The sequence below is a fragment of the Xanthomonas sp. NCPPB 1638 genome (assembly GCF_041475635.2).
In the GTDB taxonomy this organism is placed as follows: Bacteria; Pseudomonadota; Gammaproteobacteria; order Xanthomonadales; family Xanthomonadaceae; genus Xanthomonas; species Xanthomonas cucurbitae.
Genome location: NZ_CM192984.1, coordinates 3,248,466 through 3,274,097, shown reverse-complemented (window position 1 = coordinate 3,274,097; position 25,632 = coordinate 3,248,466). Strand labels below are relative to the sequence as shown.

Annotated in this window: 22 protein-coding genes and 1 tRNA gene; 10 read left to right on the top strand and 13 right to left on the bottom strand. The window is 66.7% G+C overall.

The genetic code is table 11. The annotated features are described in order from the left end of the window. Positions 1-185 precede the first annotated feature (185 nt). Genes tolB through queE form a run of 4 tightly spaced genes read left to right on the top strand, consistent with a single transcriptional unit; the run spans position 186 to position 3,633 of the window. On the top strand, positions 186-1,505 hold the full coding sequence (gene tolB, locus ACCQ13_RS14095) for a Tol-Pal system beta propeller repeat protein TolB (protein WP_104603141.1): 1,320 nt from the start codon (positions 186-188) through the stop codon (positions 1,503-1,505). Between the two features lie 57 nt (positions 1,506-1,562). Continuing rightward, a complete protein-coding gene (gene pal / locus ACCQ13_RS14090; protein ID WP_016904129.1) occupies positions 1,563-2,081 on the top strand; it encodes a peptidoglycan-associated lipoprotein Pal in 519 nt (172 codons plus the stop codon). A gap of 6 nt (positions 2,082-2,087) precedes the next feature. After that, complete coding sequence (ybgF, locus tag ACCQ13_RS14085) at positions 2,088-2,906, top strand: tol-pal system protein YbgF (RefSeq protein ID WP_159407372.1); 819 nt, start codon at positions 2,088-2,090, stop codon at positions 2,904-2,906. 43 nt (positions 2,907-2,949) lie between these two features. Then, the gene (gene queE / locus ACCQ13_RS14080; protein WP_104603143.1) at positions 2,950-3,633 is read left to right on the top strand and encodes a 7-carboxy-7-deazaguanine synthase QueE; all 684 of its coding nucleotides are present in this window, start codon (positions 2,950-2,952) and stop codon (positions 3,631-3,633) included. A 173-nt stretch (positions 3,634-3,806) separates the two neighbouring features. On the opposite strand, the gene ACCQ13_RS14075 is transcribed toward queE, so the two are convergent. Together ACCQ13_RS14075 and queC are read right to left on the bottom strand one after the other, a co-directional pair. After that, a tRNA-Lys gene (locus tag ACCQ13_RS14075) sits at positions 3,807-3,882 on the bottom strand. A 47-nt stretch (positions 3,883-3,929) separates the two neighbouring features. Continuing rightward, a complete protein-coding gene (gene queC / locus ACCQ13_RS14070) occupies positions 3,930-4,604 on the bottom strand; it encodes a 7-cyano-7-deazaguanine synthase QueC (RefSeq protein WP_104603180.1) in 675 nt (224 codons plus the stop codon). Between the two features lie 499 nt (positions 4,605-5,103). Between queC and ACCQ13_RS14065 the strand changes: the two genes are divergently transcribed. From ACCQ13_RS14065 to ACCQ13_RS14055, 3 genes are all read left to right on the top strand, one after another. Further along, the gene (locus ACCQ13_RS14065; RefSeq protein WP_104603144.1) at positions 5,104-6,111 is read left to right on the top strand and encodes a sensor histidine kinase; all 1,008 of its coding nucleotides are present in this window, start codon (positions 5,104-5,106) and stop codon (positions 6,109-6,111) included. Then, the gene (locus ACCQ13_RS14060) at positions 6,108-6,467 is read left to right on the top strand and encodes a response regulator (RefSeq protein ID WP_104603145.1); all 360 of its coding nucleotides are present in this window, start codon (positions 6,108-6,110) and stop codon (positions 6,465-6,467) included. The genes ACCQ13_RS14065 and ACCQ13_RS14060 overlap by 4 nt, the downstream gene beginning before the upstream one ends. A gap of 141 nt (positions 6,468-6,608) precedes the next feature. Then, positions 6,609-7,319: an rRNA pseudouridine synthase gene (locus tag ACCQ13_RS14055; RefSeq protein WP_104603146.1), complete on the top strand. Its 711-nt coding sequence runs from the start codon at positions 6,609-6,611 to the stop codon at positions 7,317-7,319. Between the two features lie 606 nt (positions 7,320-7,925). Here the strand turns inward: ACCQ13_RS14055 and ACCQ13_RS14050 are convergent. From ACCQ13_RS14050 to ACCQ13_RS14035, 4 genes are all read right to left on the bottom strand, one after another. Beyond that, on the bottom strand, positions 7,926-8,330 hold the full coding sequence (locus tag ACCQ13_RS14050) for a response regulator (protein WP_104603148.1): 405 nt from the start codon (positions 8,328-8,330) through the stop codon (positions 7,926-7,928). A gap of 78 nt (positions 8,331-8,408) precedes the next feature. Further along, positions 8,409-8,888, bottom strand: a complete 480-nt coding sequence (locus ACCQ13_RS14045) for a hypothetical protein (RefSeq protein ID WP_159407371.1) — start codon at positions 8,886-8,888, stop codon at positions 8,409-8,411. Between the two features lie 113 nt (positions 8,889-9,001). Next, positions 9,002-10,804, bottom strand: coding sequence for a DNA helicase RecQ (gene recQ, locus ACCQ13_RS14040; protein ID WP_104603150.1), 1,803 nt, complete (start codon positions 10,802-10,804; stop codon positions 9,002-9,004). A 220-nt stretch (positions 10,805-11,024) separates the two neighbouring features. Next, positions 11,025-11,573 (bottom strand): Dps family protein, encoded by a 549-nt coding sequence (locus tag ACCQ13_RS14035; protein ID WP_104603151.1) that lies wholly within the window; start codon positions 11,571-11,573, stop codon positions 11,025-11,027. A 105-nt stretch (positions 11,574-11,678) separates the two neighbouring features. Here ACCQ13_RS14035 and hrpA point away from each other — a divergent pair, with 105 nt between their 5' ends. After that, on the top strand, positions 11,679-15,791 hold the full coding sequence (gene hrpA, locus ACCQ13_RS14030) for an ATP-dependent RNA helicase HrpA (protein ID WP_159407370.1): 4,113 nt from the start codon (positions 11,679-11,681) through the stop codon (positions 15,789-15,791). Between the two features lie 115 nt (positions 15,792-15,906). On the opposite strand, the gene ACCQ13_RS14025 is transcribed toward hrpA, so the two are convergent. The 7 genes from ACCQ13_RS14025 to pqqA all read right to left on the bottom strand — a co-directional run bounded on the left by ACCQ13_RS14025 (position 15,907) and on the right by pqqA (position 21,489). Further along, positions 15,907-17,397: a PhoPQ-activated pathogenicity-related family protein gene (locus ACCQ13_RS14025; RefSeq protein ID WP_372372213.1), complete on the bottom strand. Its 1,491-nt coding sequence runs from the start codon at positions 17,395-17,397 to the stop codon at positions 15,907-15,909. Between the two features lie 313 nt (positions 17,398-17,710). Continuing rightward, positions 17,711-18,223: a hypothetical protein gene (locus tag ACCQ13_RS14020; protein WP_159407369.1), complete on the bottom strand. Its 513-nt coding sequence runs from the start codon at positions 18,221-18,223 to the stop codon at positions 17,711-17,713. A gap of 52 nt (positions 18,224-18,275) precedes the next feature. Beyond that, complete coding sequence (gene pqqE / locus ACCQ13_RS14015; protein ID WP_104603153.1) at positions 18,276-19,409, bottom strand: pyrroloquinoline quinone biosynthesis protein PqqE; 1,134 nt, start codon at positions 19,407-19,409, stop codon at positions 18,276-18,278. Continuing rightward, the gene (gene pqqD, locus ACCQ13_RS14010) at positions 19,406-19,684 is read right to left on the bottom strand and encodes a pyrroloquinoline quinone biosynthesis peptide chaperone PqqD (protein ID WP_159407368.1); all 279 of its coding nucleotides are present in this window, start codon (positions 19,682-19,684) and stop codon (positions 19,406-19,408) included. Before pqqD ends, pqqE begins: the two co-directional genes overlap by 4 nt. Beyond that, a complete protein-coding gene (gene pqqC / locus ACCQ13_RS14005; protein WP_104603155.1) occupies positions 19,681-20,433 on the bottom strand; it encodes a pyrroloquinoline-quinone synthase PqqC in 753 nt (250 codons plus the stop codon). Before pqqC ends, pqqD begins: the two co-directional genes overlap by 4 nt. Then, positions 20,430-21,329: a pyrroloquinoline quinone biosynthesis protein PqqB gene (gene pqqB / locus ACCQ13_RS14000; RefSeq protein WP_104603156.1), complete on the bottom strand. Its 900-nt coding sequence runs from the start codon at positions 21,327-21,329 to the stop codon at positions 20,430-20,432. The genes pqqC and pqqB overlap by 4 nt, the downstream gene beginning before the upstream one ends. Positions 21,330-21,408: 79 nt before the next feature. After that, complete coding sequence (pqqA, locus tag ACCQ13_RS13995) at positions 21,409-21,489, bottom strand: pyrroloquinoline quinone precursor peptide PqqA (protein WP_002812057.1); 81 nt, start codon at positions 21,487-21,489, stop codon at positions 21,409-21,411. 179 nt (positions 21,490-21,668) lie between these two features. On the opposite strand from pqqA, the gene ACCQ13_RS13990 reads away from it, so the two are divergent. Both ACCQ13_RS13990 and ACCQ13_RS13985 read left to right on the top strand, forming a co-directional pair. After that, positions 21,669-23,966: a RelA/SpoT family protein gene (locus ACCQ13_RS13990; RefSeq protein ID WP_372372422.1), complete on the top strand. Its 2,298-nt coding sequence runs from the start codon at positions 21,669-21,671 to the stop codon at positions 23,964-23,966. A gap of 151 nt (positions 23,967-24,117) precedes the next feature. After that, positions 24,118-25,632 (top strand): hypothetical protein, encoded by a 1,515-nt coding sequence (locus ACCQ13_RS13985; RefSeq protein ID WP_167526925.1) that lies wholly within the window; start codon positions 24,118-24,120, stop codon positions 25,630-25,632.

The window sequence follows — 25,632 nt, the reverse complement described above, 5'->3', positions numbered from 1 at the left end:
CTCCAATGCTGCTGGCCGGGCCTCGTTCCACCCTGCTGTCGCTTCACGGAGTCGCTGTGCCAAGCTTCCGGCTGTGCCAAGCTTCCGCTTGCTCCATTTTCACGCGGTCGCGTTCATGATTGCGAGTATGTTCACTCGCTGATTGGTATCCCTTGCCCACTTTTCCTGCCCGATCCGAGCCGTCCATGAAAAAACCGCTGCGTTGGCTAGCTGCCCTGACCGCCCTGTTGTTGCCGCTGAGCGCGCTCTCGCAGCAGCAAGGGCTCACCATCGACATCGTGGGCGGTAGCGCCTCGGCCACGCCGATTGCCGTTGTCCCCATGCCCTACCAGGGCTCCGGAACAGCGCCGCAGACCGACGTCTCGGCCGTGGTCGGTGCCGACCTGGATCGTTCCGGCCAGTTCCGCACGCTGCCCGCCGCGCAGATCGTCGAAAAGCCGACCCGTGGCACCGAGGTGCAGTTTCAGACCTGGCGCACGCTCAAGCAGAACTACATCGTCGTCGGCCGGGTGATGGACGCAGGTGAGGGCGCCTATCGCGTCGAGTACGAACTGTTCGACGTGGCTAAGGGCGAGCGCCTGCTCGGGCTGGCGATGACTGCGCGTGCCAATGCGATGCGCGATGTCTCGCACCAGATGGCCGACGCGATCTACGAAAAGATCACCGGTGTGCGCGGCGCATTCTGGACCCGTATCGCCTACGTCACCGCCAGCGGCAAGGGCGGCGCCATGCGCTATGCGCTGATGGTGGCCGATTCGGACGGCTACAACCCGCAGACCATCGTGCGTTCGGCCGAGCCGCTGTTGTCGCCGAACTGGAGCCCTGATGGCAAGAAGCTGGCCTATGTGAGCTTCGAGCGCGGCAATTCATCGATCTACCTGCAGGACATCGCCACCGGCGCACGTGAGCTGGTGTCCAGCTTCCGCGGCATCAACGGTGCACCGTCGTTCTCGCCTGACGGTCGCCGGCTTGCCCTGGCGCTGTCGCGCAGCGGCAACCCCGAGATCTACGTGATGGATCTGGGCAGCAAGCAGCTGACCCAGCTGACCAACCACTTCGGCATCGACACCGAGCCGACCTGGGCGCCGGATGGCGGCAGCATCTATTTCACCTCCGATCGCGGCGGCCGTCCGCAGATCTACCAGGTGGCTGCCAGCGGCGGCAGCGCCAACCGCGTGACCTTTCAGGGCAATTACAACGCGACCGCCAGTGTCTCGTTCGACGGCAAGAAGATTGCCGTTGCGCAGGGCAGCGGCAACAGCTACCGCATTGCGATGATGGATCGCAGCCTGGGTTCGCCTAGCTGGAGCACGCTGTCGCCGGGTTCGCTGGACGAATCGCCGAGCTTCGCGCCCAACGCCAGCATGGTGTTGTACGCCGCACGTGAGGGTGGCCGGGGTGTGCTTTACGCCGTATCCGCCGACGCTCGGGTCCGCCAGCGTCTGGTTCTGGCCGATGGTGATGTGAGAGAACCCGCTTGGGGGCCTTACCGAACCGCGCATTAATGTTAATATTTCGCTGCGTTAAACCACTCATTGGCCCAGAGCCTCCATAGGTATCCCATGAACAAGTCCACCCGCGTCTTGCTTGTCTCCCTGCTGTCCGTTGCCGTGCTGGCTGGTTGCTCGAAGAAGGTGAAGGAAACTCCGCCTCCCGCAACCGATACCACCGCCGGTTCCTCCGTTCCCACCGGCCCGTCCACCTCCGGCCTGTACGGCCCGGGCGACCTGGATACCGATGCCTGCCTGCGCCAGCGCGTGGTCTACTTCGATCTGGATCAGGACTCCCTGAAGCCGGAATTCCAGGCCATCATGGCCTGCCACGCCAAGTACCTGCGTGACCGTCCGTCCTCGCGCATTACCCTGCAGGGCAATGCCGACGAGCGCGGTTCGCGCGAGTACAACATGGGTCTGGGCGAGCGTCGCGGCAACGCGGTCTCCTCCTCGCTGCAGGCTGCCGGTGGTTCGGCCAGCCAGCTGACCGTGGTCAGCTACGGCGAAGAGCGTCCGGTCTGCACCGAAACCAGCGAAAGCTGCTGGTCGCAGAACCGTCGCGTCGAAATCGTGTACACGGCTCAGTAAGAAGCGATGCGCTTTCGAGTGACATCCCTGTTCGTCGCGGCGGCCCTGGTGGTCGCCGCGCCGGCATACGCCCAGCGAGCCAGTCTCGCTGATCGTGTGGCCGTGCTCGAGCAACAGCAGGCCAATAGCCAGGCCAATAACGATCTCCTCAACCAACTGCAGCAGGCGCGTTCTGACCTGCAGGGCTTGCGCGCGACCGTTGAACAGCTGCAGCACGACAACGAGCAACTCAAGCAGCAATCCAAGGACCAGTATCTGGACCTGGACGGACGCCTGAATCGGTTGGAAGGTGCAGGTGGCACAACACCGCCATTGCCCTCAGCCACCGGTAGCGTTACCCCCGCCCCGGCTCCGGCCGCGCGGCCTGCAGCGGCGGCCACTTCCGAGAAGCCGCCCAGCGTGCATGGCGATCCAGGCACCCTGGCCGTCAGCAATGAAGAGCGCACCGCCTATAACGTTGCGTTCGATGCGTTGAAGAACGGCAAGTACGACGACGCCTCGCAGCTGTTCCTGAGTTTTCTCCAGCTGTACCCCAATGGCGTCTACACCCCCAATGCCTTGTACTGGCTGGGCGAAAGTTACTACGCCACCCGTAATTTCCAGCTGGCCGAGGCGCAGTTCCGCGACCTTGTCAGCCGTTATCCCACGCACGACAAGGCCGCTGGCGGCCTGTTGAAGCTTGGCCTGTCGCAGTACGGCGCGGGCAAGAACGACCAGGCCCAGCAAACCTTGCAGCAGGTTGTCTCGCAGTACCCCGGCACCGATGCCGCGCGCGTTGCGCAGGAGCGCCTGCAGTCCATTCGTCTCGGTCAGCAACTGCGCTGAACCGTGTCGCGCTCGTGCCTTCGGCGCGGCGCATACTTTGCCCATGAACGCCGCCGCCGTCCCCAGCGAGATCGTCCAGTCGCCGTTGCCGCGATTGAAGATCACCGAAATTTTCCTGTCCCTGCAAGGCGAGGCCGACACCGCCGGCTGGCCGACCGTGTTCGTGCGCCTGACCGGCTGCCCGCTGCGCTGCCAGTATTGCGACACTGCGTACGCCTTCCACGGCGGGCAGTGGCACGATATCGACGCCATCGTCGCCGAGGTCGCCAGCCATGGTGTGCGCCATGTCTGCGTGACCGGCGGCGAGCCGCTGGCGCAGAAGCGCTGCCTGGCGCTGCTGAAACAGCTGTGCGACGCCGGCTTCGACGTGTCGCTGGAAACCTCAGGCGCCCTGGACGTGGCCGAGGTCGACCCGCGCGTGTCGCGGGTGGTGGACATCAAGACCCCCGCCTCGGGCGAGGAGCATCGCAACCGCTGGGACAACCTGCCGCTGCTGACCGCCCGCGACCAGATCAAGTTCGTGATCTGCAGCCGGGCCGACTACCAATGGTCGCGCGAGCGCGTCGCCAGCCACGCACTGGACCGTCGTTGCACGGTGTGGTTTTCGCCCAGCAAGAGCGAAGTCACCCCGCGCCAGCTGGCCGACTGGATCGTCGCCGATCGCTTGCCGGTACGCTTTCAGATGCAGCTGCACAAGCTGCTATGGAATGACGAACCCGGTCGTTGACACCCGCATGCCGTGGCCGGTTGCCCTACACGCACCGCAGGCTCCGCTTGGGGCTTGCGATCAACACCTGTCTTGCCACGCGCGCGCTTGCAGGCCACGGGAGCGACGATGCATGGGGTGAACCGACTGGGGGAGCGAAGCGGCCGGGCATGGCATGCACGCGGTGCTGGAGGTGGTGGGCCGTGATGGATTCGAACCATCGACCAAAAGATTAAAAGTCTTCTGCTCTACCGACTGAGCTAACGGCCCGCTACCCCGACTGCGCGTCGGGGTGCGCATTCTACCCTACCCAGGCGTCAAGGCGAAATCGCGTAATGCGTGGGGTCTGCGACCCCGGCGTCTGCGAAACCGGCCGCGCGCAGGCGGCAGGCGTCGCAGTGGCCGCAGGCGCGCCCGGCGGCATCGGCGCGATAGCAGGAGACGGTCAGCGCGAAATCCACGCCCAGCCGCAGCCCTTCGCGCACGATGTCGGCCTTGCTGAGGAATTGCAGTGGCGCGTGCACGCGCATGCCGGCACCTTCCACGCCGGCCTTGGTAGCCAGATTGGCCAGTACCTCGAACGCGCGCACGAATTCGGGACGGCAATCCGGATACCCGGAGTAATCCACGGCGTTGACGCCGCAGAACAGGTCGTTGGCGCCGACCACCTCGGCCCAGCCGAGCGCCAGCGACAGCATGATGGTGTTGCGTGCAGGCACGTAGGTAACGGGAATACCCTCGCCGCCGGCATCGGGGACGTCGATGTCGTCGGTGAGTGCCGAGCCACCGATGCTGCGCAAATCCACCTCGACCACCTTGTGCGCAACCACCCCCTGCGCCGCTGCCACGCGTGCGGCGGCGTCCAGCTCGGAGGTATGGCGCTGACCGTAGCGTACGCTCAGCGCGTGCACGGCGAAGCCCTGCTCCTGCGCGAGTGCGACGACGGCGGCCGAATCCATGCCGCCGGACAACAGAACCACAGCTTTCTTCATGACCATCAACGCAGAAAAATCCAAAGTGCAAGGCTAACAGGGACGGCAGGATGCGGCGACAGCGCCGCTGGCGGACAGCGTCCGCGCGCGGCGTGGCGAGCGGCCAGGAGGCTTGCCCGCCGAAACGGCGCGATGCGTCCGCTGGCAGTGAGTGATTGTCCAGTTGGGGTAATTCCGACGTCATGCGGTGTAGTGGATCTTGATCGCAGCAACTATTGCAGTTGCCGGAAAATCAGGGTCGAAGCGGCCCCGCCGTGGTGCTCTGCGGTATGCCTTATTGAACATGGAGGTAGTCCGTGCCGATGATGAGGCGTTCACGGCGTTCCACTTAGAGTGGCTAACCAAGCGCTGCAGCCTGTCGAGAGTCCGTTGCCGCGCAGGTGCGGCGATGTTGTGGCAGCTACTGCGCTGGAGACAGGTCATCCAGGCCTGGCGCCCGTGCAATCGTCCCACCAGCCGGTCCCACTCAACGTGTTGCAACTTCAGGACCAGGTCGTCAATGGCCATGCATCAGGAAGACGCCGCAAAGTCGCGTATCTACGAGGCCTTGCTACAGGCGATACCGGACCTCTTGTATGTGTTCGATACCCGTCACCGCTTCGTCTACGCCAATCAGGCGCTGCTGACGATGTGGGGCCTGCGCTGGGAAGAGGCGTGTGGCAAGACGTGCCTGGAACTGGGCTACGAGCCCTGGCATGCGGCCATGCATGACAGGGAGATCGAGCGGGTGATCGCCACCGGTCAGCCACTGCGTGGCGAGGTGCCATTTCCGCACTCGGTCAACGGGCTGCGCATCTACGACTACATCTTCACCCCGGTATTCGGGCTCGACGGCAAGGTGGAGGCAATCGCTGGGGCCACCCGCGATATCACCGAACACACCCAGCATGCGCAGCATCTGCAACTGCTCATCAACGAACTGAATCACCGGGTCAAGAATTCGCTGGCGATGGTGCAGTCGCTGGCGCGGCAGTCCTTCGCCAACGCCGCCAACCTGGCCGATGCGCACGAAAAGATCGACGCGCGGCTGCTGGCGCTATCGCGCGCCCACGATACGTTGACGCGGGAAAACTGGGTCGGCGCGGATATCCAGGAACTGACACGCGACGCGGCCGCAGTGTACGAATCGTGCGACAGCCCGCGCTTCATCTTGCAGGGAGCGCCCTGCCGGCTCGATCCGCGCCGTGCGCTGGCGCTGTCGATGGCGTTGCACGAGCTGTGCACCAATGCCCTCAAGCACGGCGCATTGTCCGCGGACCAAGGCCGGGTGCACATCGCATGGGAACTGCACGATCGGGACGGTCGGCGGACACTGGAACTGGTCTGGCAGGAGTCCGGGGGGCCGGCGGTGCAACCGCCGGCATGCAGGGGCTTCGGTTCGCGCCTGCTGGAGCGCGGCCTGGCACACGATCTCAAGGGCGAGGCGGCGCTGTCGTTCGAACCGGGCGGGGTCCGCTTTCGGGTTGTCGTTCCGCTGGCGACGGCCCCCGAGGCACTGGTCTCGTGAGCTTGCGCGTACTCCTGGTCGAAGACGAATCGCTGGTGGCGATGCTGCTGGAGGATTGCCTGGTCGAACTGGGATACCAGGTGGTTGCGACCGTGGGCGATGTCGATGCCGCGCTGGAGGTCGTCCATCGCAACGTGGTGGATCTTGCCGTGTTGGACGTCAACCTGGGGGGCAGCTTGTCGTTTCCCGTGGCCGAAGCGCTGGACGCGCGTGGCGTGCCCTATATCTTCGTGACCGGTTATGCGCAGAGCGGGATTCCGGAGCGCTTTCGCCATCGTCATGGGTTGCAGAAGCCGTTCCAGTTTCGTGACCTGCAGGCGGCGCTGCTGCAGCTGGAAAACACGAGACCAGGCTGACTGCGCTGCATCGCGTCGTATCGCCATCGGCGATGCGGTACGGGCGGGCAGGACGCGCGGGCGGCGTAGGGTGGGGCAAGCGCAGCGCGCGTTGCCGGCGGTCACCACGTACACTGCCATCCCCGCCACCGAGCTTGCCCGATGTCCGATCCCATTCGCCTGGATAAATGCGTTGCCGCCTTGTTCGGCTGCTCGCGTGGCCAGGCGCAGCAGTACATCGAAGGCGGCTGGGTCAGCATCGACGGGGTAGTGGTGGAAGAGCCGCAAGCATTGGCGGTCGCCGCCCAGGTGAGCCTGGCGGCCGATGCCGTTCTCGCGCCCGCCGAACCTGCCACGCTGTTGTTGCACAAGCCGGCGGGACTGTCCGCAGATGCAGCGATGGCGTTGGCCACTGCAGCATCGCGCAGCGAGCTGGACCCGCTGCCGACACGCATCCTCAAGCGTCATTTCCTGCGCCTGTCTGCACCATTGGCGCTGGACGAGGAGGCCAGCGGGCTGCTGGTGCTGAGCCAGGACGGCCGCGTGCTGCGCAGGCTCACCGAAGATGCCGCGTCCATCGAGCAGGAATACGTGGTGGACGTGCGTGGCACGCTGCACCCCTATGGCATGGCGCGATTGACGCAGGGCATGGTGTATCGGCAACGGCACCTGCCGCCGTGCAAGGTGAGCTGGCAGAGCGAGCAACGGTTACGGTTCGCGATCAAGCACGTGCAGCCGGGCCAGTTGCGTGCCATGTGCAGCGAGGTGGGGCTGGACGTGGTCGGGATCCGTCGGCTCCGCATCGGCCGGGTGTCATTGGGCAGGCTGGTCAGCGGGCAATGGCGCTATCTGCCGGCAGGTGAGCGTTTCTGAGCGCTGCGCTGCGATAGGGACGGATGTTGCGCCCCGTTGCGCCGTATTCGTCCTGGTGGCAGCCACCAGTGTTCAAGTCGCCTCCCGTGCCTGGTCAGCACCCGATCGCTGTGTGGCGATCGGAGCGGCCAGGCGGTGCCGATCATCGCGTGGCACCGCCGCCAGCAGGCTCACTTCTTGTTGCGTTTTTTCTTGGCGCGCGTCACCAACCACAACACCACAGCGATGACGCCGATGACCAAGATGACGAATGCTGGCGAAAGAAACGAGTTGTCGCCCATGGGATTCTCCTGAAATTTTGCAGCGATGCGCTGCACTGGCAATCAGCCTAGCGAGCCCACTGATTGATGGCGTGAAATGCGCGGAGTGCTGGTGAGTCTGGCAGTACGCATAACCCAGGCGATGGGCCCTGCCTGGAGACCGATGGCTCCATCGGGAACGGAGTGGGTCCATCGAGCATCGCGATCAACCCGCGGCAGGTGCTTTACCTGGCCGGCAGCACGGTGGTGCCGCGACCGGTGTCGTCGCAGCGCGATGCTGTCATTGCCCATGGAGGCGTCCGACGAACAACATGCATGCGCATGCCTTCCTGGTGATGCGTCGGCGTTACGCGGTTGGGCTGGACAGCACGCGACGCTTGGCCATCACGCTGCGGATGGCGGTGAGCAACTGCTCGGGGGTATAGGGTTTTTCCAGGAAGGCCACACCGTCGGGCAGGATCTCTTCCACATATTCGACTGCGAGGCCGGAGGTCAGCAATACCGGCAGGTTGTACGGCGCATGTGTGGCTTTGACCGCCAGGTCCACGCCGGTCAGGCCGCCGGGAAAGTGGATGTCGGAAAACAGCACGTCCACGCGCGGGTCGGTTTCGATCAGTGCCAGGGCTTCCTCGACCGAACCCGCGCTACGGCAGGTGAATCCGTAGCTCTCCAGCACAAGGCAGCTGAGTTGTCGTGTGCCGTCGCCGTCTTCGACGACGAAGACCACTGGCCGATCCCTGTTGGGTAGCATGGACGTGTCTCGCAAGGCAGGCCCCATTCTCGGCGATGGAGCAGTGAATCCTTCGTCAACGCAGGCGCAGCCGTATGGTTACCAGCCGAACGGGCCCGGGCCATAGCCAGGCGCATAGCGCGGGCCGAACACTGGGCCTTCGCCACGCCCAATACTGATGCTGACGCCGATCTGATGCGCGTCGCCGTCGTCGTCGTAATAGGTCTTGCAGGAATTCAGGTTGGCGGCCTGCCAGTTGCTGTTGCCGCCACGGCTGGAATAACCGATGCCGGTCTCCACCGCCCCGTGCAACTTGCCCTGGCACTGCTCGGCGCGTTCGGCAGCGAGTGAAGCCGCGCTCGGGCGCGTGGAGACTGGCCGGGGGCCGCGCTTGTCGCCGTAGAACGTGCCCGGCGGGTCCGTGCTGTACTCCGGGTCGGAACGGTACTGCAGCGGGGCCTGTGGAACGCTCAGATTCAGCGCGCGTGCGGCGGCTTGCCCGGTGCTGGCATCGCCGGCCTGGGCGAGTGCGTCACCGGCGACGAGGAGTGTGACCAGCAGGAACAGGCGAGATGTCATCGGTTCGACCCTACAGGAAGGACGGGTAGCGTGCGCGGCTTCTGAGGCGACGGTAGCAACGCCTGATTGAATGCCCGCTGTCGCTTGGCCGGGGGCCACGCTGGCGGGGCGCCTTATCCTTGTTCGCGGACAATCTCGATCAGCTGCGCGCCATACCGGGCCAGCTTGCCGCCACCGATGCCGCCTACGCGCGACAGGGCGTCGATGCTGGTCGGGCGTTGTTCGGCGATATTGCGCAGCGTGCTGTCGTGGAAGATGACGAAGGCCGGCACGTTCTGCTCCTTGGCCAGTTCCGCGCGCAAGCCGCGCAAGGCATTGAACAGCAGCAGATCCTGAGGCTGCACTGGCAGGCCGGTGCGCTGGGTACTGCGCTCGCGCTCACGGCCGGCGGATGGATTTTCGCGCCGCATCATCACCTGGCGCTCGCCCTTGAGCACCTGGCGGCTGGCGTCGGTCAGGCGCAGGCCGCCGTGGCCTTCGCTGTCCACTTCCAGCAGGCTGGCGGCAACCAGCTGGCGAAACACGCTGCGCCAGGTGCGTTCGTCCAGATCTCGGCCGATGCCGTAGGTGCTCAGCTGGTGGTGGCCCAGCTGCTTGATGCGCTCGTTCTCGCTGCCACGCAGGATGTCCATTAGGTGGCCCACGCCGAAGCGCTGGCCACTGCGATACACGCAGCTCAGCGCCTTCTGCGCAGCCACGGTGGCGTCCCAGGCGGCGGCCGGTGTGAGGCAGTTGTCGCAATTGCCGCAGGGTTTGGGATAGGTCTCGCCGAAGCCGGCCAGCAGCACCTGGCGGCGGCACTGCATGGATTCGCAATAGCCGAGCAGGTGATCGAGCTTGGCGCGCTCCAGGCGCTTGCGCTCTTCGGCCGCTTCGCCCTGTTCGATCATCTGCTTGAGCAGCACCACGTCGCCAAGACCGTAGCAGAGCCACGCTTCGGCCGCCTCGCCATCGCGGCCGGCGCGACCGGTTTCCTGGTAGTAGCCCTCCAGCGATTTGGGCAGGTCCACGTGCGCCACGAAGCGCACGTCGGGCTTGTCGATGCCCATGCCGAAAGCAATGGTGGCGGCCATGATGATGCCGTCCTCGCGCAGGAAGCGGCGCTGGTTCTCGGCGCGCACTTCCGCCGGCAGGCCGGCGTGGTAGGGCAGGGCATTGAAGCCTTGCGCGCATAGCTGCTGGGCGGTTTCTTCGACCTTGCGCCGCGACATCGCATAGACAATGCCGGCGCAGCCGCGATGGCGGCCCAGGAACTCCTGCAACTGCTTGCGCGCGTTGTCCTTCTGCACCACGGTGTAGCGGATGTTGGGGCGGTCGAAGGAGCTGACGAAGTGGCGCGCCTCCACTAGGTCCAGGCGCTCGGCGATCTCGCGCTGGGTGGGCGGGTCGGCGGTGGCGGTCAGCGCCATGCGCGGGATGTGTGGCCAGCGCTCGTGCAGTACGGTGAGCTGGCGGTATTCCGGGCGGAAGTCGTGCCCCCATTGCGAGACGCAGTGGGCCTCGTCGATGGCGAACAGCGCGATGCGGCTGCGCTCCAGCAACGACAGGAAGCGCGGTGTCAGCAGCCGTTCCGGCGCCACGTACAGCAGGTCCAGGTCGCCGGAGAGCAGGGCGCGCTCTACCCGCTGTGCGTTTTCCGCATCCAGGGTGGAGTTGAGGAATTCGGCGCGTACACCGAGCTGGCGCAACGCCTCGACCTGATCCTGCATCAGCGCAATCAGTGGCGAGACCACGATGCCGATGCCATCGCGCAGCAGCGCCGGCACCTGGTAGCACAGCGATTTGCCGCCGCCGGTAGGCATCAGCACCAGCGCGTCGTTGCCGGCGGCGACGTGTTCGACAATGGCCTGCTGCGGGCCGCGGAAGGCGTCGTAGCCAAAGACGCGGCTGAGCAGTTCGTGTGCGGGGGAAGACATGTCGCTAGGATACCGCGCGGGTCAAGCCCAGGTCGGATGGCATGCGGGCAGTTGTGCGCGACGGCAGATCGGAGATTGCCGCGATGTGCTGTGTGTGGGGGCGCGGGGTATTGACTGAAGGCTTGTGCGGTTGGGATGACGCGGGCTTCGCCCTGCACCCTCACCCCAACCCTCTCCCGGCGGGAGAGGGCTCAAACGCAAAGGGGCGACGCCCGAGGGGTTACTGCAACAGCGAGCGCAGCATCCAGGCGTACTTTTCGTGGGTCTGCAGGCGCTGGGTCAGCAGGTCCACGGTCGGGTCGTCGCCGGCCTTGTCGGCGGTGCCCAGCACCTTGCGCGCAGTGCGGCAGACCGCTTCGTTGCCGCTGACCAGCTGGCGCACCATCTCGCGCCAGTCGGCGCTGTCGCTCAGGCCTGGCTCTTCCGGGATCGAGGTCAGTGCGACGAATTCGCGGTACGAGCCCGGTGCGTTGTAGCCCAGGGCGCGGATGCGCTCGGCCACTTCGTCCAGCGCCGCCCACTGCTCGGTGTACTGGGTTTCGAACATGGTGTGCAGCGAGTTGAACATCGACCCGGTGACGTTCCAATGGAAGTTGTGGGTCTTCAGATACAAGGTGAATGCGTCAGCCATGTAGCGGGCCAGGCCGTCGGAGATCTGCTTGCGATCGGCGTCCTTGATCCCGATATCGATATGCGGCGCGGAGGCGGCAGCGACCGGCAGGGCATCGTTGACGACGACAGGCTTGTTGGCGTTCTTTTTCTTGGACATGGGAGGGTCCTTACCGAGGGTTGGTTGTCTGGTGGAACAGATATGGCGTCACAATAGACAGACTAAAGGATCAAACGTCATTCAATCTTTCACATTTCTCAATCAATGAGCGCTATCGACACCGACCTTGCCGATACCTTGCGCGAGCGTCGCCGCGCCGTCGATGGCGCGATGAGCCGCGACCGTGGGCGCTTGCTGGGCCTGTGGTCTCGGTGGCATGGCAAGCCGGGCAACGTGCAGGCGCGCGAGGCGTTCGAGCACGCATTGGCGGCGTCGCAGGCGCAGCGGCAGGCGCGTGCCGAGCAACAGCCGGCCATCACCCTGGATGCGCAGCTGCCGATCGCGCGCGAGGCCGAGCGCATCATTGCGTTGATCCGCGACCACCAAGTGGTGGTGATCGCCGGCGAGACCGGCTCGGGCAAGACCACCCAGCTGCCCAAGTTATGCCTGGCCGCAGGGCGCGGTGCGGCCGGCATGATCGGCTGCACCCAGCCGCGCCGGATTGCCGCGCGCGCGGTGGCCGCACGCGTGGCCGACGAGCTGAAGACGCCGCTCGGTACCACGGTGGGCTTTCAGGTGCGCTTCACCGACCGGGTAGGCGAGCAGTCCCGCATCAAGTTCATGACCGACGGCATCCTGCTGGCCGAGATCGCCAGCGACCGCTGGCTGTCGGCCTACGACACCATCATCGTGGACGAGGCGCACGAACGCAGCCTCAACATCGATTTCCTGCTGGGCTATCTCAAACAGTTGCTGGGCAAGCGCCCCGACCTGAAGTTGATCGTCACCTCGGCCACCATCGATACCGAGCGCTTTGCCCAGCATTTCGACAACGCGCCGGTCATCAGCGTGGAAGGCCGGACCTTCCCGGTGGACGTGCGTTATCGGCCGCTCGACGGCGAGGCGGGCGGGGATGACGACGCTGCCGGGCGCGACGGCGAACGCACCGTCAACGATGCCATCGTGGCGGCGATCGACGAGATCACCCGCCTGGACCCGCGTGGCGATGTGCTGATGTTCCTGCCGGGCGAGCGCGAGATCCGCGATGCGCATCATTCCCTGGAGCGGCGCAAGTACCGCGACACCGAAGTGGTGCCGCTGTATGCGCGGCTCTCTGCGGCCGACCAGGACCGGGTGTTCAACCCCGGCCCGCGTCGGCGCCTGGTGCTGGCCACCAACGTCGCCGAGACCTCGCTGACGGTGCCGCGCATCCGCTATGTGGTGGACCCGGGCTTTGCCCGCGTCAAACGCTACAGCCCGCGGCAGAAGCTGGATCGCCTGCATATCGAACCGATTTCGCAGGCCAGCGCCAACCAGCGCATGGGCCGTTGCGGGCGGATTGCCGAGGGCATCTGCTACCGGCTGTATGCCGAAGCCGACTTTGCCGCGCGCCCGGCCTTCACCGATCCGGAGATCCGGCGCTCGTCGTTGTCGGGGGTGATCCTGCGCATGCTGCAGCTGGGGTTGGGACGGATCGAGGACTTTCCGTTCCTGGAAGCGCCGGACGAGCGTGCGGTCGCAGACGGATGGCAGCAATTGCTGGAGCTGGGTGCGATCGATGCAGAGCGGCGTTTGACCGCCATCGGCCGGCAGATGGCGCGCCTGCCGGTGGACGTCAAGCTGGCACGCATGCTGGTGGCTGCGCAGCAGCACGGCTGCCTGCGCGAGATGATCGTCATTGCAGCGTTCCTGGGCATCCAGGACCCGCGCGAGCGCCCACCCGAAGCACGCGAGGCGGCCGACAATGCACATGCGCTGTTTGCCGATGCGCGCTCGGAGTTCGTCGGCATCCTGCGCTTGTGGGAGGCGTACCGGCAGGTGCACGAAGACCTCACCCAGTCCAAGTTGCGCGATTGGTGCGGCCGGCATTTCCTGGGTTTCCTGCGCATGCGCGAGTGGCGCGAACTGCATCGGCAGCTGCGTCTGTTGTGCGCAGAACTGGGCTGGAGCGAGGAGCCGGCCACGGCAATGCTGGCGCCGCTGCTAGCCGGCGCCAGCGCGCCGGCTAGCGCCGATGGCCACAACGCCAACCGGCCCACGCGCGGGCAGCTGCACCGCGCCGCGCGGCTGGCACGCGAGGGCAAGGCCGATCCGGCTGCGCCATCCGTGCAGCCTGCAGCGGTTCCGCCCAACCGGCAGGCCGAGGCCGCCGAGGCATCGGCACGCACCAGCGAGCGTGAACGTGCTGCGGCGTATCAGGCGCTGCACCGCGCGCTGCTGGCCGGCCTGCCCACGCAGATCGGCCACCGCACCGAAAAAGGGGATTTCCTGGCCGCACGGCAGCGCCGCTTCGTGCCGTTTCCCGGCTCGGCGTTGGCACGCAAGCCGCCGCCGTGGATCCTGGCCGCCACGCTGCTGGACACGCAGAAAGTCTGGGGCATGACCAATGCGGCGATCGAGCCGGATTGGGCCATCGCCGAATTGGGGCATCTGCTGGCGCGCAAGCATTTCGATGCGCATTGGTCGCGCGCGCAGGGGCAGGTGGTGGCGTCCGAGCAGATCAGTCTGTTCGGGCTGGTGCTGGCGCCGAAGAAGCCGGTGCACTTCGGCAAGATCGATCCGGCGGCCTCGCATGACCTGTTCGTGCGCCAGGGCCTGGTGACCGGCGAGATCACCACGCGCGCAGCGTTCGTGGCCGACAACCTGCGCGTGCTGGAACAGGCGCGCGAGGAAGAGGCCAAGCTGCGTCGCGCCGGTATCGTGGCCGACGAGGACTGGCAGGCGCGCTGGTATCTGGACCGCATTCCGGCCGAGCTGCATTCGGCCAGCGGGCTGGACGCCTGGTGGAAGACGCTGCCGACCGACAAGCGCCGCAGCCTGCACTGGAGCTTGAACGATCTGCTGCCCGGCGAAGGCAGCGAGGCCGACCGATTCCCGAAATACTTCCCACTGGGCGATGCGCGGTTGCCGTTGCATTACCGCTTCGAGCCGGGCGCCATCGACGATGGCGTGACGCTGGAGGTGCCGCTGCATCTGCTCAATGCACTGGATCCGGCGCGGTTGTCCTGGCTGGCACCGGGCTTCGTCGCCGACAAGGCGTCGGCGCTGATCCGCAGCCTGCCCAAGGCGCAACGACGCAATTTCGTGCCGGCGCCGGATTTTGGCCGGGCGTTCTACGAGGCCTATAGCCTGCCGTCGGCCGACGACATGCGCGGCGAGCTGGCGCGTTTCCTGTCCAAGGCCACCGGCGTGCAGGTGACAGCGCTGGACTTCGATGAGCAGGCGCTGGATACCCATTTGCTGATGAACCTGCGACTGCGCGATGACGGCGGCAATGTGCTGGCCGAATCGCGCGATCTGGATGGGCTGCGCGCGCGTTTCGGCGACCGTGCCGGCCAAGCGTTTGCCGCACGTGCGGGGCGTGCGCTGGCCGCCGAAGGCCTGCGCGACTTTCCGGCTGCGCCGATCCCCGAGCAGGTGGCCGGCGAAGCCGGTGTGCCGGCGTATCCGGCGCTGGTGGATCAGGGCGAGGATGCAGCGCTACGCATCTTCGCCGACCGCAACGAAGCGGTGCAGGCGCATCCGCGTGGCGTGCGGCGGCTGCTGGAAATCGCCCTGGCCGACAAGATCAAGCAGGCGCGCAAGCAGCTGCCGGTGTCGCCCAAGACCGGGCTGCTGTATGCGGCGATCGAATCGCAGGAACGCCTGCGCGGCGATCTGGTCGATGCCGCGCTCAATGCGGTGCTGGCCGAGGGACTGGGCGCAATCCGCGACCCGGGCGCGTTTGCGCAGCGCCGCGACGATGCGATCAAGCGCCTGTTCGGCGAAGCGATGGAACGCCTCAGGCTGGCCGAAAGCATCCTGGGTGCGGTGGCCGAATTGAAGCCGCTGCTGGAAGCCCCGTTGATGGGCTGGGCGCGCGGCAACCTGGACGATATGGAGCAACAGTTGCGTAACCTGGTGCATGCCGGCTTCCTGCGCCAGACCCCGGCCGAAGCGCTGGCCAATTATCCGCGCTATCTCAAGGCGATGATCCTGCGCACCGAACGTGCCAAGCGCGACCCGGCGCGTGACCAGGCGCGCATGCTGGAACTCAAGCCGTTCGTGGACGCATTGGAGGACGCGGCTGCGCGCGGGCTGCAGCAGCGCCCCGATTGGCAGGCGCTGCGTTGGGATCTGGAAGAGCTGCGAGTGTCGGTATTCGCGCAGGAGCTGGGGGCCAAGTCCGGCGTGTCGGCGAAGAAACTGGCGCAGCGGGTGGCGGCGTTGCGCGGCTGAGGTAGGGGCGCGCTGGCGCGCGCTGGGGCGTTCCTGGTAATGCCCCAGCGCGCGCCAGCGCGCTGCTACGAAGAATTCTTGGCTTCACTGCAACGGCACGCGCCGGGGCCGTTGTTCAGTGCGAAGCAGCGCTATGCGCTGCGCCCGGCAGCGTGCTGCAGGCAGCATTGTCGGTCGGTGGTGCCTGGGTTGGGTACTGCTGCTTGCCCAGCACGTAGGTCTGGCTGGTGGAGACCAATCCATCTGCGTAGGTGGCTTCGATGAAATAGGCGCTCCAGCCGAGCGCAGGCATCTGCACCGGCACGGTGATCCTGCCGCCGCGCGGTAGCTCCAACGGGGTGGCGCTGTAGCGAATGCCGCAGGCGTAGCGGAAGTCGCGTGCCTGTGCATTGCTGGCGCTCCAGAGCTGCAACCGGATCGGGCGTTCGGACAAGCGCAACCGAATCTGAGGGATTGCTCCTGCCTCCAGTGCATCGCTGAGCTGCGGCAGCGAACGCCGCTGTTGTAGCCGGGTGACAAAAGGCACCAAGGTGTCGACCATCACGGCGCGGATGTCCTTGTGTCCACTATTGGGTACCACGCGCAGGGCCTTGCTGCCCGGCAGCGCGTCGTAGAAGAACTGCGTGTTGTCCGGCAGGAAGAAGTCGTCGCCGCTGGCGTTGACGATGTACTTGGGGATCGACAGCCGCTTGCGGTACGGCGTGTGCAGGTAGCTGAGCGGATCCTGCAGCTGGACCAATTGCGCGAACTCCGGCGTCTGCAGCTGGCTGGTGATCCCCTGCTGGGCATAGGCGTTGAACGCAATCGGCCAATGGCCGCCGTAGGTCCGGTACATATGGTCCAGCACGGCCGGCATGTTGAGGATGTCGATCACGAATGGCACCACCGCCTCCACGCGCTGGTCGGCGATGGCGGCATGCCAGCTCGCCCAGCCGCGCTTGGAGGCACCGGCAAGGATGAAACGATGAATGTTCAGCGGCGCCAGTTCGCGCTCGGCCAGCGACATGCTGCGCGCGATGGCAGCGGCCATCGGCACATGCAGCGGCATGGTCTTGCGCTGCTGCGGTGCCTTCAGGAATTGCGCCCAGGTGTAGGCGACGCTGTCGTCCTCGCGACGCGGCATGCCATCGCCCTGGTAGGTCAGGGCCTGATTGGGGATATCGCTCACTGCGATGACCACGGTGCGGCTACGCCGTGCCAGCGCCGCCAGTGCTTCGGACGGCAGTTCGCTGGGCGGCTGGGCGGGGCTTTCGGGCGCGGCGTTGCGGGTGCCGTTGGTGGACAACAGTACAGCGCGGGTTGGCAACGCATCGGTGGGCAGGTAGATCGCCACGTCGTGCTGCCACACCGCCGGAGTGACCAGTGACTCCGGCGACCAGGTCTGCGAGGTCAGCAGATAATCGCGCCGCTCCACGCCGTTGACCGTACTGGTGGCCAGGCGGGTATAGACCAAGGGTTGTTGCTCCACTGCATCGTGGTAGCAGACCAGCGCCTGGTCAAACCCGACCTCCGGCGAGATGGCGCAGCGATCGGTCGCGGTGGATGCCAGCGCCGATCCGGTGACAAGCACCAACCATGCAATGTTGCAATACGTCATCAAGCGCATCGTGTCCTCCGGAAACAGCGCGGCGCGCCAATTCAAGCGTGGAGCAGGTCGAGTGAGAAGGACGCGGTCAGGCCCTTTCCAGATCGCAAGTCTTGCACGTCACCAAATCCAGGACATCACGATCCATACGCATTGAGTCGACCAGAGCGAAGTCACGAGGACTTTCCCAGTAGGAGCGCGCCTGAGCGCGATGAGGCGTTACCGGTAACGCCTCATCGCGCTCAGGCGCGCTCCTACAAGGGCAGTTGGCGCACATCGTGTGCACTACCCGCGCGTTCCCCGATAGCACGCGCCGTCCCACAGTAGGCGAGGCCTACTTGATCCGCCGCACCTTGGCCGGGGTGTTGTAGCCCTCGATCTGCAGATACCACACGCCGACTACGCCCGGCTTGATTTTCACTTTCGGGGCATCCTTGCGCACGCCCGACAAGCTGGCTGCATCGGTCTGTTCCCATTCCTGGCCATTGGCCAGGGAGTAGACACGGCCCTTGGAAAACCCCTTGAACTCACCCACGATGCTGCTTTCGATCGGCTCCTTGCTGCCGAAGTCGAAGAAGCCGCGGTTCTTGACGATGATCTCCTGGCGGCCGGCTTCCTTGGCTTGCTCGACCACCACGGCGGCCTCCTTGGCAACCTTGCCCTGCAACCAATTGTTGAGCGCGGCCAGTTCGCTGGCGCTGAGCTTGTCCAGGCCGGCGGCCTTGAACTGCTCGGCGCTCATCTGCGACTGCAGGTCGCCCTGTACGGCGCTTTGGGCCAGCGCGGGTGTGGCGGTCAACGCAAGGGTCAGGCAGACCAGCAGAGGAATGCGGCGCGCGAGCGACATGGGAGCCATCCGTCAGTAGGAGACCGCTAGTGTAGACGCTGTCGGGGGGCGTCTAGTCCGGCGTGAGGTCGGCCATGGAAGCTACGCGTTCGGCGCGTACCGGGCGGCGGTAGACCAACGCCGGTGCCACCGCCGCGGCTTCGCGTTCGGCAATGGCGCGCACCTGCGCATGCGCGGGCGCGCGCTCGCACACCGGGTCCAGCGTGGCGGCGTCGCCGCTGAGCGCCAGCGCCTGGCAGCGACAGCCGCCCCAGTCGATCTCGCGCTTGGGGCAACCCTGGCACACCTCCGGCATCCACGCGGTGCCGCGAAACCGCACGAAGGCGTCGCCGTGGTTCCAGATTTCGGCCAGCGTATGATCGCGCAGGTTGTCGAAGCGCATGCCTTCGATGGTTTCGGCCGCATGGCAGGGCAGCACGTCGCCGCGCGGAGAAATGTTGACGAAGCGCTGGCCCCAGCCGCCCATGCAGGGCTTGGGCTGGCGTGCGTAATAGTCGGGGGTGACCAAGTCGATCGCCAGGCGGTCGCCAAGTTCGCGCCGTGCGGCCTCTACGGCCGCAATGGTGCCCATCACCTGCGCACGGCTGGGCATCAAGGCCGCACGATTGCGCAGGCCCCAGCCGTAATACTGGGTGTGGGCCACTTCGATGCGCTCGGCTTGCCATTCCAGCGCCAGCGCAATCATCTGTGGCACCCGTTCGGCGTTATGCCGGTGCAGCACCGCGTTGAGCGTCAGCGGCAGGCCGCGCGCACGCACGGCGGCTGCGAATTCGCGCTTCCTGGACAGGCTGTTGCGATACCCGGCAATGCGATCGGCACCGGCCGGGTCCACGTCCTGCACGCTCAACTGCACGTGCTCCAGCCCGGCCGCTTGCAACTGGTCCAGCATCGGCTCGCCGCCGGCCACGCCGGAGGTGATGAGGTTGCTGTACAGGCCAAGTGCGCGCGCGTGCGCCACCAGCTCTGGTAGGTCCTTGCGCAGCATCGGTTCGCCACCGGAAAAATGCGCCTGCAACACGCCCATGTCGGCGGCCTGCTGCAGCAGCGAACGCCAACCGTCGGTATCCATCTCTTCACGCAGTGCAGCCAGCGCAATCGGGTTGGAGCAGTACGGGCACGCCAACGGGCAGCGGTGGGTCAGCTCCAGCAGCACGGACAGCGGCGGTGGCGGCACGGCGCTGCTCATAGTTTCAGCAAACGCTTCTGATGCAGGGTGGCGGTGAGTTCGATCACGTCGGCCTCGATCTGCGCAGGGTCTGCGTCGAATTCGGCTGCCAGCTCCTGCGCAATCTGCGCCAGCGAGCGCGTCCCGTCGAAACGTTGCGCCACCACCAAGGCGATCTCGTCCAGTTCGACCACGCGCTCGGGTGCGAGCAGCACCCATTGATCGCGTGCGCGGTCGTGCTGCAGGCGCACGCCTGCGCGCAGGGCCGGCTGGCTGTCGCGGGCGATGCTGCTCACGCGGCGGCCCGGCTGGCAGCGCGGTCGGGGACGAACGCATCCGGCCAGATGATGCCCGGCGTGACGTAGGCCAGGTGCAAGGCGTCCAGCTGCGCCCACAGCACCGAGCACTTGAAGTGCAGTGCCGCCTTGACCAACTGCTGCTTGTCCACCGTATCGGCATGCTGTTTGACGTAATCCAGCGCGAAATCCGAATCGCGCGGTGCCTCGGTCAGGCGATGCTCGAAGTAGGCCAAGGCCTCGGGAGAGACGAAGTCGTAGTGCTTGAGCATGCCGGCCACGCGCTGGCCGATGATGTTGGGCGCGAACAACTCGGTGAGCGAGGAGGCAATCGCTTCGAGCAGGCTCTTCTCGCGCACGAACTGCAGATACGCCTGCACCGCGAAGCGCGTGCCCGGCAGCAGTGCGCGTCCGGATTCGACCAGGTGGCGGTCCAGGCCCAGCGCGTCGGTCAGATGCAGCCAGCGCGCGATGCCGCCATCGGCGGCGCTGTTGCCGTCATGGTCGAGGATGCGCTGGCGCCAGATGCGGCGCAGCCCCGGGTCTTCCATGCGCGCCAGGATCGCCGCGTCCTTCAAGGGGATACAGCGTTGGTATTCGAAGCGGTTAAGCGCCCAGGCCTGCACCTGGCCGCGGTCGAGCCTGCCATCGTGCAGCAGTGCATGGAACGGGTGCTGGTCGTGATACAGGCGCGCGCCGATGGTGCGCAGGTCCGCTTCCAGTTGGTCCGGGGTGAGCAGGGCGGTCACAGGGTGATCTCCAGGCCATCGTGCGCAACTTCCCAGCCGTTGGCGCGCGCGTTGGCGTATTCGGGCGAATGGAGATCGAGTACGGGATTGGTGGTGTTGATGTGGATGAAGATCTTGCGCGCCACATCGAGCGGCGCGAACGCGGCCATGGTGCCTTCCGGGCCATCGATGCTCAGATGGCCCATGCGCTGGCCGGTTTTCTGGCTGACGCCCAGCTGCACCATTTCATCGTCGCGCCACAGCGTGCCGTCGAAGAACACCAGTTCGGCGCCGCGCAGACGCGTGCGCAGCGCATCGGTCATGGCCGCGCAGCCGGGTATGTAGTGCACGCGGTGGCGGCCATCGTCGATGGTCAGGCCCAGGGTTTCTTCATTGGAACCGGCCAGGTCGCCGCCACTGCGCGATTCCATGAACAGCGGAACCTTGCCCGGTACCGAAAATGGCGTCAGTTGCAGGCCCAGCAGTGCCAGTGGCGTGTCCAGTGCAAAGGGCTGGCGCGACACGTAGTGCGGATTGAGGGCGTCGAAGATCGGGTTCTGCGCCAGCAGGTCGAGTACGCGGCTGCTGGCATGCAGCGAAAATTCCTGGCTCTCGCGCATCGACAGCAGCCCGGCGATATGGTCGATCTCGCCGCTGGTTAGCAGCACCGCTTCGATCGGCGAATGCCGCAGGCCCTGCTGCGGCCACAGCGCGGGCGTTGCAAGCAGCTGCTGGCGAAAATCGGGGGAGGCATTGACCAGCACCCAATGGTGCCCATCGGCACTCACGGCGATGCTGGCCTGCGTGCGACGCTGGGCACCGTCGACTTGTTGCCACGCCCGCCGGCTGGCGGGCGTGTGGCAATTCCATTGCGGGTGCCCACCGCCGGCCGCCGATCCCAGGACAATGATGCGCATGGAGAGCTGTTACCTACACTGCCGACAAGCGCCGGTCATGCATCGAAGGGAAGGGCGGTAGCGCCTGTGCGTGGCCGGATCAAAACTCGCCAGAGACGTAGCAGTTGATTTCGGCGCCGCAGTTGACTTCACGCACTACCGGCTTTTTCCAGGTCTTCATCGGCTCACCTCGTAGTTGATGGGGGAACGCCACCGCAGCGGGATGCCGTGGAGGCGTCCATGGAGCATAGGCAGGCGGCTAGGCCGAGTTGTAAAGGGCACGTAAAAACACGCGCTTGCGCAATGTGCGGCGTGCAGCGATGTGCGCGAGGTCTCATGCAAGCGTGGCCAGCCAACGCCTTGCCGGATGAACCGGGCATCCGCGCAGCGGTGGCCACGCCGCGCGGCATCCGCAACACCGTGCGTTGTGGGGATGGTGACGCGCACGTTACCGTACACATCAGCCTCCATGAATGTCGCCTGCCCGTGTCCACTGCTGTGACCAGTTCTTCGTTCGACCGCCTGCACGCCTTGCTGCAGCGTCCGGCTGTCGCGTCGATCGCCCCTGCATTGCGCGAGGCCTTGGCACAGGCCTGGCAGCATGCGCCGCCCGCCGCGCCCGCCGCCGGCTCGTGGGCCTTGCTGAGCGATACGCTGGATGCGTTGGCCTTGCTGGCCGCTGATGAAGCCACCCTGATCGCGGCACTGCTGTTCGACCTGCCCAGCCTGCGCGCCTGCGTTGCCGGCCTGCCGTGGCAACCGGCCGAGCGCCGCGTGGCGGTGGAGGGCCTGCTGGATGGTCTGGACGCTGCCGATCAGGTGTGGGCGCTGCACGCCGGGCGCGATGCCGGGCGCAACAGCGAAGGCCTGCGACGGCTGCTGCTGTCGATCATCCACGACCTGCGCGTGGTGCCAATCCTGCTGGCACGGCAGCTGGCACGCATGCGCGTGGCCGACCGCCTCAGCGAAGATCAGCGCCGCGCGCTGGCCCAGCTCACCCGCGACATCCATGCGCCGCTGGCCAACCGGCTGGGGATCTGGCAGGTCAAGTGGGAGCTGGAAGACCTGGCGTTCCGGCACCTGGAGCCGGAGACCTATCGCCGCATCGCGCGCGAGGTGGACGAAACCCGCATCGCGCGCGAGCGCTACATCGACGCGGTCAAACGCACCCTGTTCGATGCATTGGCCCAGCAAGGCCTGCGCGCAGAGGTCAGCGGCAGGCCCAAGCATATCTACAGCATCTGGCGGAAGATGCAGAAAAAGCGCCTGTCCTTCGACCAGCTCTACGACGTCCGCGCGGTGCGGGTGATGGTGGACGACGTGGCTGCCTGCTATGCGGCGCTGGGTGCGGTGCATTCGCTGTGGACGCCGGTGCCCAGCGAGTTCGACGACTACATCGCCAGGCCCAAGGCCAACGACTATCGCTCGCTGCACACCGCCGTGGTCGGCCCGGAAGGGCGCACCATCGAAATCCAGATCCGCACCCACCAGATGCACGCCCAGGCCGAGCTCGGCGTGGCCGCGCACTGGAAATACAAGGAGGGCGGCAAGGGCGCCGAAAAGGCCTTCGACCGCAAGATCCTGTGGATGCGCCAGCTGCTGGAGCAGGTGCAGGAGGGCGACCATGGCGAGCTGGCCGGCGCGCTGGATGCCGAGCTGATCGAAGACCGTGTGTATGCATTGACCCCCAAGGGCGAGGTGATCGATCTGCCGCAGGGCGCCACCCCGCTGGATTTTGCGTACCACGTGCACACCATGGTGGGGCACCGCTGCCGTGGTGCGCGGGTCAATGACCGGATCGTGCCGCTGACCTACCGGCTGCGCAGTGGCGACCGCGTGGAGATCATGACCGCCAAGGAAGCGGACCCGCGCCGCGACTGGCTGCTGGCCGCCAACGGCTTCCTGGCCAGCGGGCGTTCGCGCGACAAGGTGCGTGCCTGGTTCCACAAGCTCGACCGCGCCCGCAACGTGCAGGCCGGCAAGGAACTGCTCGACCGCGAACTCAAGCGGCTGGGCCTGCAGCAGGCCGACCTGGGCGTGGCGACGCGCAAGTTTCACGCCGATAGCGTGGATGATCTCTATATCCAGGTGGCGCTGGGCGACACCGGCCCCAACCAGGTCAGCCGTGCGCTGTTGGAAGCCGAGCGCGCCGCCTCGCAGCCGGCAGTGCCTGCGCCGCCGCGTCCGACCGCGCGCCGCGAGGGGCTGGGCAAGTCCAAGTTCACCGTGCAGGGCGTGGGCAATTTGCTGGTGCAGCTGGCGCGGTGCTGCCAGCCGGTGGCCGGCGAGCCGATTGCCGGTTACCTCACCCGCGGCCGTGGCATTACCGTGCACCGTAGCGACTGCGTGGCGCTGGCGCGGCTGGCAGCGGCGCATCCGCAGCGCGTGCTGCCGGTGGAATGGGGCAAGGCGGGCAGCGGCTATGAAGTGGATGTGCAGGTGCGCGCGGTGGACCGGCGCTGGTTGCTCAAGGACATCACCAACCTGATCGCGCAGGAAGACGCGCACGTGCTGGAGATCAACAGCGACAACGTGCGCGATACCGGGCGGGCGCAGCTGCGCCTGCGGCTCAAGGTCAGCGACTACGACCAGTTGTCGGCGCTGCTGGGCAAGCTGGATGCCTTGCCCGGCGTGAACGAAGTGCGGCGGCTGGGCTGAGCGGCCGGCACGACCGCAGCGTACTCGCCGCAACGATTCCCGATTCCCGATTCTCTATTCCCGAACAACCCACACCGCCTTCGCAACGCCCCGTTACCATGGCCGGGTGAACGCGCCCCCGTCAGGTCGCGCCAAGGATGGACGCCACCCCATGTTTTCGCTGCCGCGCTGGGCCAGGTCTGCGCGCCTCTGGGCGCCGTTGCGCAATCGTGCGCTGTGGCGTGTGGCAATGCTGTCGTGCGCCTGCCTGGTGGTGAGCGCGGTGGTGTTGCGCAAGCCGCTGGCCGACTGGTTGTGGCCGGAAAGCCGCATCCAGCAGTTGCTGCAGCGTGGCGATACGGCATTGGCGCGTGGCCAGCTCAGCGTTGCCGATGGCAACGGTGCGCGCGAATTGTATGCCGCCGCGCTGGCGCTGGATGGTGACCGCAGCGAGGCGCGCGCCGGACTGGCGCGGACAGGGGCGGCCGCGGTGGTGCAGGCGCGTGCGGCCATCGCCGCCGGTGACGCAGCGGCCGCCCAGCGCGCGCTGGCATTGGCGGATGTGCTGCAAGTGCCGCAGGCGCAGATCGCACCGGTTGCGGTGCATCTGCGCCAACTGCAGGCGCAGCGGGCGGGGCTGGATGCCATGCTGGCCCGCGCGGTGGCGGCGCAGCAGCAAGGCCGCCTGGATGGCACGCCGGACAGTGCGCTGCCGCTGTTCCAACGCATCCTGGCCCTGGCGCCGGAGCGGACCGATGCGCTGGAAGGGCGCGAGGATGCCTTGACCGACCTGTTGGCGCAGGCGCGCCAGGCCCTGGCCCGCGACGCATTTGGCGAGGCGGCCGGGTTGCTGGCGGCGGCCAGGGTGTATGACGCCGGGCACGTGGATCTGCCCTCGACCGAGGGGCACTACCACCGTCTGCTGGACCTGCGCCGGCAACGTGCCGAGGGGCTGCTGCGGCGTGGCCGCCTGGCGCCGGCCGCGCGCGATTTCGGGGCAGTATTGGCGGCCGAGCCGGAGGATGCTGGCGCGCGTCGCGGGCTTGATCGGGTGGCCGGCGAATACGCCGCACAGGCCACACGACAGGCAGCGGATTTCCGCTTCGACCAGGCCGCGCAGTCGCTGCGCCAGGCGCAGGAGCTGGCGCCTGGGCAGCTGGCGATCGTGCAGGCCGAGCAGGCCATCGCGCGCGCGCGCGAGGCGCAACGCGGACCTGCCGCCGGCTTGTCGCGCGGGCTTCGCGAGCGCCGCCTGCGTGCGCTGCTGCAACGCGCCGTCGAGGCTCAGGCGCGCCAGCAGTGGATGACGCCGCCCGGTGCCAGCGCCTACGATGCCGTGCGCGCCGCGCAAGCCCTGGCGCCACGCGATCCGCGCGTGCTGCAGGCGGCCGCGCGCGTGGCGCCCGCCAGCCGGCGCTGTTTCGAGGACGAACTGCGCGACAACCGTTTGCGCGCCGCGCGCGGCTGCCTGGATGCGTGGCAGGCACTGACCCCCGATGGCGATGCGGTGGCCGGCGCACGCCGCCGCCTGGCGCAGCGCTGGATCGCCGTCGGCAGCGAGCGGTTGGGCCAGGAAGATGCGGCGTTCGCGCGACGTGCGCAGGAGCAGGCGCGTCAATTGGATCCCGGCCTGCCGGAGCTGGCCGAGTTCACGCGCAGGGTCAGGGCGGTGACCGAGCAGCGCTGA

Coding starts and splice junctions, on each gene's coding strand:
- tolB (WP_104603141.1), top strand. CDS start 186: ATGAAAAAACCGCTGCGTTGGCTAGCTGCCCTGACCGCCCTGTTGTTG.
- pal (WP_016904129.1), top strand. CDS start 1,563: ATGAACAAGTCCACCCGCGTCTTGCTTGTCTCCCTGCTGTCCGTTGCC.
- ybgF (WP_159407372.1), top strand. CDS start 2,088: ATGCGCTTTCGAGTGACATCCCTGTTCGTCGCGGCGGCCCTGGTGGTC.
- queE (WP_104603143.1), top strand. CDS start 2,950: ATGAACGCCGCCGCCGTCCCCAGCGAGATCGTCCAGTCGCCGTTGCCG.
- queC (WP_104603180.1), bottom strand. CDS start 4,604: ATGAAGAAAGCTGTGGTTCTGTTGTCCGGCGGCATGGATTCGGCCGCC.
- ACCQ13_RS14065 (WP_104603144.1), top strand. CDS start 5,104: ATGGCCATGCATCAGGAAGACGCCGCAAAGTCGCGTATCTACGAGGCC.
- ACCQ13_RS14055 (WP_104603146.1), top strand. CDS start 6,609: ATGTCCGATCCCATTCGCCTGGATAAATGCGTTGCCGCCTTGTTCGGC.
- ACCQ13_RS14050 (WP_104603148.1), bottom strand. CDS start 8,330: ATGCTACCCAACAGGGATCGGCCAGTGGTCTTCGTCGTCGAAGACGGC.
- ACCQ13_RS14045 (WP_159407371.1), bottom strand. CDS start 8,888: ATGACATCTCGCCTGTTCCTGCTGGTCACACTCCTCGTCGCCGGTGAC.
- recQ (WP_104603150.1), bottom strand. CDS start 10,804: ATGTCTTCCCCCGCACACGAACTGCTCAGCCGCGTCTTTGGCTACGAC.
- ACCQ13_RS14035 (WP_104603151.1), bottom strand. CDS start 11,573: ATGTCCAAGAAAAAGAACGCCAACAAGCCTGTCGTCGTCAACGATGCC.
- hrpA (WP_159407370.1), top strand. CDS start 11,679: ATGAGCGCTATCGACACCGACCTTGCCGATACCTTGCGCGAGCGTCGC.
- ACCQ13_RS14025 (WP_372372213.1), bottom strand. CDS start 17,397: ATGCGCTTGATGACGTATTGCAACATTGCATGGTTGGTGCTTGTCACC.
- ACCQ13_RS14020 (WP_159407369.1), bottom strand. CDS start 18,223: ATGTCGCTCGCGCGCCGCATTCCTCTGCTGGTCTGCCTGACCCTTGCG.
- pqqE (WP_104603153.1), bottom strand. CDS start 19,409: ATGAGCAGCGCCGTGCCGCCACCGCCGCTGTCCGTGCTGCTGGAGCTG.
- pqqB (WP_104603156.1), bottom strand. CDS start 21,329: ATGCGCATCATTGTCCTGGGATCGGCGGCCGGCGGTGGGCACCCGCAA.
- pqqA (WP_002812057.1), bottom strand. CDS start 21,489: ATGAAGACCTGGAAAAAGCCGGTAGTGCGTGAAGTCAACTGCGGCGCC.
- ACCQ13_RS13985 (WP_167526925.1), top strand. CDS start 24,118: ATGTTTTCGCTGCCGCGCTGGGCCAGGTCTGCGCGCCTCTGGGCGCCG.